At 44.2% G+C, this 8,799-nt stretch carries 9 protein-coding genes; 6 read left to right on the top strand and 3 right to left on the bottom strand.

Annotated elements, in window-relative coordinates; all coding sequences use genetic code 11:
• The coding region (locus QUA13_RS14970) for a Calx-beta domain-containing protein (protein ID WP_333199661.1) at positions 1-1,392 on the bottom strand (1,392 nt) is incomplete at its 3' end.
• 657 nt (positions 1,393-2,049) lie between these two features.
• Here QUA13_RS14970 and QUA13_RS14965 point away from each other — a divergent pair.
• From QUA13_RS14965 to QUA13_RS14940, 6 genes are all read left to right on the top strand, one after another.
• Entirely contained in the window at positions 2,050-3,264 is a 1,215-nt protein-coding gene (locus tag QUA13_RS14965; protein ID WP_333199659.1) for a DUF4350 domain-containing protein, read from the top strand.
• The gene (locus QUA13_RS14960; RefSeq protein ID WP_333199657.1) at positions 3,261-4,211 is read left to right on the top strand and encodes a MoxR family ATPase; all 951 of its coding nucleotides are present in this window, start codon (positions 3,261-3,263) and stop codon (positions 4,209-4,211) included. The genes QUA13_RS14965 and QUA13_RS14960 overlap by 4 nt, the downstream gene beginning before the upstream one ends.
• 14 nt (positions 4,212-4,225) lie before the next feature.
• Positions 4,226-4,669, top strand: coding sequence for a GNAT family N-acetyltransferase (locus QUA13_RS14955; RefSeq protein WP_333199655.1), 444 nt, complete (start codon positions 4,226-4,228; stop codon positions 4,667-4,669).
• A 61-nt stretch (positions 4,670-4,730) separates the two neighbouring features.
• Positions 4,731-5,030, top strand: coding sequence for a helix-hairpin-helix domain-containing protein (locus QUA13_RS14950; RefSeq protein WP_172185891.1), 300 nt, complete (start codon positions 4,731-4,733; stop codon positions 5,028-5,030).
• Entirely contained in the window at positions 5,027-5,416 is a 390-nt protein-coding gene (locus tag QUA13_RS14945; protein ID WP_333199653.1) for a VOC family protein, read from the top strand. The genes QUA13_RS14950 and QUA13_RS14945 overlap by 4 nt, the downstream gene beginning before the upstream one ends.
• Positions 5,417-5,428: 12 nt before the next feature.
• Positions 5,429-6,736 carry a DUF58 domain-containing protein gene (locus QUA13_RS14940; RefSeq protein ID WP_333199651.1) on the top strand — a complete coding sequence of 436 codons (1,308 nt, stop codon included), beginning with the start codon at positions 5,429-5,431 and terminating at the stop codon, positions 6,734-6,736.
• Here the strand turns inward: QUA13_RS14940 and QUA13_RS14935 are convergent.
• Together QUA13_RS14935 and QUA13_RS14930 are read right to left on the bottom strand one after the other, a co-directional pair.
• Positions 6,714-7,667: a hypothetical protein gene (locus tag QUA13_RS14935; RefSeq protein ID WP_333199649.1), complete on the bottom strand. Its 954-nt coding sequence runs from the start codon at positions 7,665-7,667 to the stop codon at positions 6,714-6,716. The genes QUA13_RS14940 and QUA13_RS14935 overlap by 23 nt on opposite strands.
• A gap of 96 nt (positions 7,668-7,763) precedes the next feature.
• Positions 7,764-8,732, bottom strand: coding sequence for a stage II sporulation protein M (locus QUA13_RS14930; RefSeq protein ID WP_333199648.1), 969 nt, complete (start codon positions 8,730-8,732; stop codon positions 7,764-7,766).
• Positions 8,733-8,799 lie beyond the last annotated feature (67 nt).

The raw sequence follows: 8,799 nt of genomic DNA, 5'->3' as shown, positions 1-8,799 counted from the left end.
TTCCGAAATCGCATCAGTCAAAGTCGGCACGGTGAAACTAGCGGTAGTTTGCCCCGCAGCAAAATTCAACACCCCCGTCACCGAAGTGTAATCTGCAGCAGTGCCTGAACTTGCCGAACCGTCAAGAGTCTGGTAGCTAATCGATGCAGCCGCCGTGCCACCGGTGCGAGTAACGTTAATCGTCGCCGGGCTGCCTTCAGCCACCGTGTAATTTGGTTGGGCGAACTGGAAAAGACTTGGAGACGTCGGAGTCGGAGTTGGCGCCACAGTTGTTGACACCACATCATTAATCGTCAAAATTGACGGATTACTGACATTGCCACCGAAGAGCACCAAATTCACCGTTTCCGCCGATTCCGAAATCGCATCAGTCAAAGTCGGCACGGTGAAACTAGCGGTAGTTTGCCCCGCAGCAAAATTCAACACCCCCGCCGCCGAAGTGTAATCCGCTGCTGTGCCTGCTGAACTTGCCGAACCGTCAAGAGTCTGGTAGTTAATCGATGCAGCCTCCGTGCCACCGGTGCGAGTAACGTTAATCGTAGCCGCGCCGCCTTCAGCCACCGTGTAGTTTGGTTGGGCGAACTGGAAGAGACTTGTAGACGTCGCCGGAGTTGGCGTCGGAGTTGGCGTCGGCGTCGGCGTCGGCGTCACATCAATGCCTTGATATTGAATACTCCGCACTAGGTAGTCGGAACTATCGCTTTTGGGGGAGGTGCTGAGGTAGGCAGCGGTGGGGTTCGTGTAGCCTTTGGCGGAGAACCGCAGTTCGTCAAAAGTAACGCCGGTGAGAGAGTCTCCTACTATCTGGAATGTGAAATTGCCATCGATACTATCGCCAGTGAAAGTCACTCCATCTGAAGACACACCGAGCGGTTTTGGAGTGGCAGGAGCGCTGAGGCGAGTGATCGTAAAATTGCTGGCCGATACCGGCGCCCCATCATTAAAGAGTTGCAGCAAACCAACTTCATCGCCTTGATCGTTCACTGTAGAACTTGATTTGGGAAGTAATCCACTCAGGCCGATCGTGGCGCTAGTGATGTCTTTGTTATCTGCCCATTTCACCTTCAGCACTTGAGATAGATTGGTGTTGGGGTCATAGTTGATTTCCGCCCGCAATTTATTGACATCGGTAAACCAACCACTATAAGACCCGTAGACACCAATACCACCGGTACCGCCGTAGCTCAACCCGCTTTTAGGGGTTTCGTTCGTTGCTAACGTGAGGTTGCTGATGGGAGTAGGGTTAGTGTAGTTCGTTTCAAAGCCATCAAAAGCTATCCCAGACAGTTGGATGCCTTGATTCTGGGCGGCAGTAGGCCATTGTGCGATCAGGTCACTAATGCTGCTGTAATTAGTGGTTGTACCCAAAGAACCAGTGAATGAAGTAGCCATAGCTTCTCCTTTGATGATGAATAATTAAGGATTAGAAGTGACAGAAAAACAGAGGTTGGGCTTTCTTGTAGCGATCTGTCACTGCAAGAAAAATTTCCTCATACCTGCATGTAAATCAAGTAAAAAGGCTTGCCCAATAAGCATCTGAAGGTATTATTGCCCCTGATTAAATGTTGAGTGTAAATAATTAAATCTACTTACACCTACTTACACCTATTTACATATAGATGTTTAACTTTCATCATCAATAAGTTTTATCCGGAAAAAGTGCGATCTTTTTTTCAGCCCTATAAAAAGCGGGTTTTCCACATCTGTAGAGGAGAGCTTAAATCCCACATTCCGGGCCCCCCAAAAGGCAGCTTTCAGTGATTCAGCGGACAAAAGTGAATCAGCCGAGACAATTATGAGTAAAAATACTTATAATTTTATATGTCTAAGCATAACCCAGTTGGGAATTTCTGAAAATTGGGGTTCGGGCGTAAGTTAAATCTGATTCCATTAAAAATGCGATGGTAAAACACCAAGTTTATTGCCGATCCTTAATGTGATTGACGATCGCCCTCAAGATGTCAAATGGGTTCTCTACCAGGAGTGAGTTGATTCATTCAAAACCCGCCCTCATGTTATATTTATTTGTACTTACTTACGTAACAATCGATGAACTTATCAAAAAATAGGTTGTGGTTGTTGGGAGCGATCGCCGTAACGGCACTAATTATCATTACCCTGCTATTTGCTCCGGCTAACAACAAAATAAACAGCGGTTCGACTTATAATAGAGGCCCGGACGGCTACGGAGCATGGTATGCTTTTATGTCGAAACGGGGAACCGAGGTTCAGCGCTGGCAAAAACCTTTTGAAGACTTTGCTAAAAACCAAGATACAAAACCGCCCACTACACTTTTACGTATCTATAGTAAATTGATACCAGAAGGTGTTTCTGAGACAGATAAAAAGTGGGTGGAACAGGGCAATACTTTGGTAAATTTGGGAGTTCGCGCACCGGTGACACCAGCACCTTTTAGTAGCTTGCACCCAGCATCAGCCGGGGAAATCAAGATTGACACTGGGCGGAGATCTAGCGACAAAAAACAAATTTTAGGCGATCGCTTTGGGGCAATTGTTTGGAAACAAACAATGGGCAAAGGAACAGTTTATTTTGCCGCCGCACCCTATCTAGCTGCTAACGCTTATCAGGATTTCCCAGGTAATTATGAATTTTTATCAGGGCTGGTTACTCAATTAGAAGGTGGAGAACAAGAAATCGAAGGAACCCAGCAGGCTATAGCAGTGAATTTTATCCAAAATTCGATCGATCGACAAACCCAGGAAACGAGTAAAACTATAAATAAAGTCTGGGTAGACGAATACATTCACGGCTACAAAGATCCAGAAATTATTGAACGCGAATACGAGGGAAATTTATTCACTTATTTAGCTAAAACTCCTCTATTTCCAGTTTTTATCCAGGGTACAATTATTTTAATCATTGCTATTTTTTCCGGGTGGAACAGGTTTGGACAGCCTGTAACTCTATCAGCGCCAGCGGTTGACAATAGCGAAGCTTATATTCAAGCATTAGCTGGTGTCTTGGAAAAAGCAAACAGCACTGATTTTGCGGTAGAAACTATCGGAAAATCAGAACAGTTACAACTGCAAAAAGCCTTATTATTGGGACAGGCATCGCTGGAAAGTGAAACCCTCACAAATGCTTGGGTGGAGCAAACAGGGCGAAAAGCGGCAGAATTGTCAGAATTGCTGCGACCGCCATCTCGGAAACAGCGCATCAGCGATACAGATTTGCTAGCCTGGTTGGGTAAATGGGAGCAGATCCGCCAACATCTCCCCTCTGATAGGAAAAATCTCAAATGAGCGAAACAAACTCTATTTTTAAACGCCTCAGCCAAGCCCTCGACAAAATAGTTGTGGGTCAATCTTCTACAGTACAGCAGTTGCTAGTGGCTCTTTTGAGCGGCGGCCACGTGATTATTGAGGGAGTGCCTGGAACCGGGAAAACTCTACTTGTAAAAGCGATCGCCAAGTTGATTCAAGCAGATTTTCGCCGCATTCAGCTAACGCCGGATATTTTGCCGTCGGATATCTTGGGAACGAATATTTTTGATTTTAATAACCACAGTTTTACCCTGAAAAAAGGCCCGGTTTTTACAGAGATTTTGCTGGCAGATGAAATTAATCGCACGCCTCCGAAAACCCAGTCAGCACTGCTCGAAGCAATGGAAGAACAGCAGGTAACTTTAGACGGTGAAACTTTAGCTTTACCCGAGTTGTTTTGGACGATCGCCACTCAAAATTCCCTAGAATTTGAAGGCACTTATCCGCTACCAGAAGCTCAGTTAGACCGATTTTTATTTAAACTTGTGGTTGACTATCCCGATGCACTGGCAGAAAAGCAAATGTTGCTGAACGCAGAGGCAGGATTTCGCGCCAAACGCATCGATTTAGCTCGGATCAAATCTGTAGCAACGGTAGAGCAAATAATTAGCGCCCGTCAAGCTGTACAAACAGTCAAAGTAGAAGAAAAAGTGCTCGATTACGTGCTAGCTTTGGTGCACAATACGCGCAAACATCCCGATTTGGCATTGGGTGCTTCTCCGCGCTCGGCAGTAGCTTGGTTGCAAAGTAGTAAAGCTCACGCTTGGCTGGCCGGCAGGGATTATACTACTCCTGATGATGTGAAGGCTATCGCACTGCCGCTTTTGCGTCACCGTCTGATTCTCAAACCAGAATCGCTGTTAGATGGCTTGCAAATTGATGCGGTAATTGCTTCGGTATTAAAACAAGTTGCTGTACCGAGATAAACTCAAATATAACTATGACGATCGCAATCAAAATTCTGGATCGTAATGATGTAGATATTCTCAAGAAGGTCGATCCAGATGTCTTTGACAACTCGATCGATATCCCACGTACTGAAGAATTTTTGACAGACTCGCGCCACCATCTGGCTGTTGCAATCGATGACGATCGAGTTGTCGGCTTTGTCTCAGCAGTTCATTATGTTCATCCCGACAAGGCACGTCCCGAACTGTGGATTAACGAGGTTAGCGTAGCAGAAACTCATCGTCGGCAAGGTTTGGGGAAGCGTTTGATGAATGCAGTATTTGAGGTCGCTCGTGAGTTGGGTTGTACAGAAGCTTGGGTGCTTACCGATCGCGAAAATACAGCAGCGATGAATCTGTATGCGGCTATTGGTAATCCAGAAACACCGAGCGATCATGTTATGTTTACGTTTCGTTTGGAGGAATCGAATTCATGACAAAAAATCTTTATTACGCAAGTATTGTAGGAATTGAGTTCAAAAATATCACACCAGAAGTATGAAAAAGTCTCTAAACGAAGTCAAGAAGCTTGAAGACCTTCCAAACATTGGGAAATCAATTAGTGCGGATTTGCGAAGCATTGGTATTGAGCAACCAGATCAACTTAAAACGCGATCGCCCTTAGAAGTCTTTCACGAACTTGCTAATGTCATGGGACATCGCCACGATCCATGTGTACTTGACGCTCTCATTTCTGTCAAAAGATTCCTCAATGGCGAACCAGCTAAGCCTTGGTGGAATTATACTGATGAACGACGTAACCTACTTGCAAATCATGTAAAGGGAGAAAGCAAATGAAATTCGGATATACAATTATTTACGTTGCTGACGTACTAAGTTCATTGACTTTTTTTGAAATGGCTTTTGGGTTCAAAAAGAAGTTCATTGATGAATCAGGAAATTATGGTGAACTTGACACTGGAGAAACAACTTTATCTTTTGCTACACATTCTCTAGGCGCGTCAAATTTCCCAAATGGTTATATTTCGGCTGATTCATCGGAGAAACCTTTGGGTGTTGAAATAGCACTTACCACTGATTCAGTAGAAATGGCACATCAACAAGCGATCGCAGCAGGTGCATTAGAGTTAAAAGCACCTCTCAAAAAACCTTGGGGTCAGATTGTTTCCTATGTTAGATGTCCAGACGGAACTCTCGTTGAATTGTGTACACCAGTATCTTAATCAGAAATTGTAATGATTCCTGCTATTCGCCTTTATGTCCTGTTAGCGATCGCCATTCCGATCGCCCTTTTGCTCGCTATGCTTGTAAATCAGCAGACAAGTATTATCGGCACTTTGCTATTTGACTGTTTAATTGTAGGTCTAGCCATTACCGACGCACTGCGCGTAAAATCTCATCGGGTGCAAGTGACACGCCATCCGTTGCACAGACTTTCGATCGGGCGAGACAATCCGGTTTTACTGTCAGTGCGAGCGGCAAATCAAACAGCTAAAATTCGGCTGTGCGACTCCTATCCGCTAGAGTTTGATGTCTCTCAACCGATGCTGGAAGCCTCCCTCAATCCTAACAGCGAGGAAGAATTAAGTTATACAATCCGCCCGCAAAATCGCGGAAAATATAAGTGGGGAGATATTCAGGTGCGGCAGTTGGGAAACTGGGGTTTAGGGTGGAACGACTGGACAATACCTGCTAGTGAAAAAGTTGCCGTTTATCCCGATTTAGTAATGTTGAAAGAACTCTCTATTCAGCTAACATTGGAAAATACCGGGACAATGCGGCGGTTACAAAAACTCGGCATGGGAACTGAATTTGCCGAACTGAGGGAATACGGTATTGGTGACGATCCTCGCTTGATTGATTGGAAAGCTACTGCGAGGCGATCGCGCCCTTTAATCAGAGTTTTAGAACCAGAAAAAGAGCAAACTTTGATTATTTTACTCGACAGGGGACGGCTGATGACGGCGCGAGTGCAGGGTTTGAAGCGTTTTGACTGGGGAGTGAATGCAGCGCTGTCTTTAGCCTTGGCTGGACTAAATCGGGGCGATCGCGTGGGAGTCGGTGTGTTCGATCGGGAAATCACGACTTGGATACCCCCAGAAAGGGGTCAACATCAACTATCTAAATTGATTGAACGCCTAGCACCAATTCAGCCAGTTTTGTTAGAACCAGACTATGTCTGTGCTGTAACTAAATTAGTAAGTCAACAAACTCGCCGTGCATTAGTAGTGCTAATTACTGATTTAGTAGATGTCACAGCTTCTACAGAAATGCTTTCGGCATTAGCGCGTTTAACACCTCGTTATTTGCCTTTTTGCGTAACTTTGCGCGACCCTCAAGTTGACACAATCGCTCACAGTTACACCGTCGAAATTACACCTACTTATAATCGTGCTGTAGCTTTAGATTTACTAGCACAGCGTCAGGTCGCTTTTGCACAGTTGAAACAAAAAGGAGTTTTGGTTTTGGATGCACCAGCCAATCAAATTAGCGAGCAATTAGTTAACCGATATTTGCAACTTAAGTCTCGGAATCAGCTTTGATTTTCTCAGCTTCGGAAGCATTCGCAAAGTAAGGTAAAGGCCCTTTGAGAACAGACCAGTTTTTATAGATGAAACCGATTACCCAAGGGGCTGACAAAGCAAAAAACAAGACGCCTAGCTGTATTTGCGATCGAAATACATCTAGAGTGCTTCCTGCTTGATTGCCAAAAAATATTGTATATGACAAATACCAACTTGTACCAATAATACTTTCCAATGCCATAAAAATTATTACTACAAGTAAGCTGCGGGTTTTTGCATACAAAATTACGTAGATTAAGATCGCACTAATAATATATATAAAATTCGGGGCAAGTAAACCAGCAGAAAACAACAGACAAATAGCTATTATTGCTCGGATGTTCCCCCATTTTACCGCCCATCTGTGTAGCATAATAGATGTGATAATAAAAGAAAAAAATATGGGCCCTATTGCACAACGGTAGATAGCTAAAATTAAGTAGTACATTGCAGGAGCAAAGGTTTTTGAAGCTGTAATTAAAATACTCTTATTTATCCTGTCCATGAGTATTTTTTCAACAAAGGAAGGTACAATAAAAGACAAAGGATAATAAAATATTCGGAATACACCTACTCCGAAAACCACGCTAGCGATCGCCAGACCTACTAATGGCAACCATTGGTAGCGATCGGGAACTTTACCAACCAGATGTTTAATTTCAATTCCCGCTAGCCTGCATTGTCGCCACACCAAAGCCAGTATCAAAATCGATAAATAAATTTCAAGTATTTCCTCAACTAATGGATCTAACGGTGTTTTACCATCGAACGGTATCCCTCGTGTAGAGCCAATCATTCCTATTTGAAAGTAAATGCCTAGACCCAATAAGAAGTACCATCCAAATATATGCCTAACCTTGATGAGAAAAAAAGGATTGTCTTCGGGAGAGGGGATGTTAGTAACAGTCATGATTTTAATTAATTACTTGGCTCGATATGGCTAGGTAAGATGCGTTTTAGTCCACTAGGAGTGGACTTCGTTTGTGTAACGATTTCAAGATCCGAATTATCTAGGAACTTCAGCCGATCGCCTTTTACTGCAATACATCACCAGCAGCGCAAACAACCCGATCCCAGCCAAATACTTCAACGGATCGGGAATTGCCGGATTTGGCGAGAAAAAACCCTCGATCGTACCAGCAATTACCAGCATTGGCACAATTCCAAATAGCAATTGTGCAGCTTGAGTACCGTAAAATTTCATGGCATCAGCACGGCGGTATTTGCCAGGAAAAAAGATGGCGCGGGCGATGATTAAACCAGCGCCGCCAGCTAAAAAAATCGCCGGCAATTCCAGGGAACCGTGAGGAAATACAAACGCCCAAAAAGGGTAAGCTAAATTGTGCTGAGCTACTAAACTGGCGATCGCGCCGATGATCACTCCATTAAATGCCATAATATAAACAGTGTAAAGACCCAAAACAATCCCTCCCCCAACAGCCGCAAAGCATACCGATAGATTGTTAGTCATAATACTGCTAGAAGCTAAAGGTTCCACTCCCACAATTGAACCCATCCACAATTTCCCGTCATCGCGCACCGTTTTAATCAAGTCTCCAGGAACTACTAGGGACAAAAACGCCGGATCTTGCCAAGCAAACCACCAAGCAATCAACGCCATTACTAAAAAAATACCCGTCGCAGTTGCCGTATAACCAAACGTTTGCTGTACAGTAGCAGGAAAACCCCAGCGGCAAAACTCCACTACAGCCTCCCAATCTTGGCGGCGGGAACCTTGGTAAATTTGGGTGTAGCCACGAGAAGTTAAGCTTTGCAAATCTTGTAACAAAATATTACCTACTTCGTTTGTCCTCGCCCTAGCCAAATCCGCCGAAACAGAACGGTACAAACTCGCTAATTCCGTGATTTCAGACGCAGGTAGGGACTTTAGCCCCTTTTTTTCTACTTGCTGTAAAAGAGTGTCTAACCGTTTCCAGTTCGGTTCTCTCCGCGCGATCCAACGTTTAATATTCATAAAGTTTTCTCTAAGTTCTATTAGATATAGCTTAAGATAGTTGTAAATTTTCCGCCTCACAGAATTA

The organism is Microcoleus sp. S28C3 (assembly GCF_036700785.1).
In the GTDB taxonomy this organism is placed as follows: domain Bacteria; phylum Cyanobacteriota; class Cyanobacteriia; order Cyanobacteriales; family Microcoleaceae; genus Microcoleus; species Microcoleus asticus.
The sequence above is the reverse complement of the archived record's forward strand: the minus strand, read 5'-3'. Positions and strand labels throughout refer to the sequence as shown.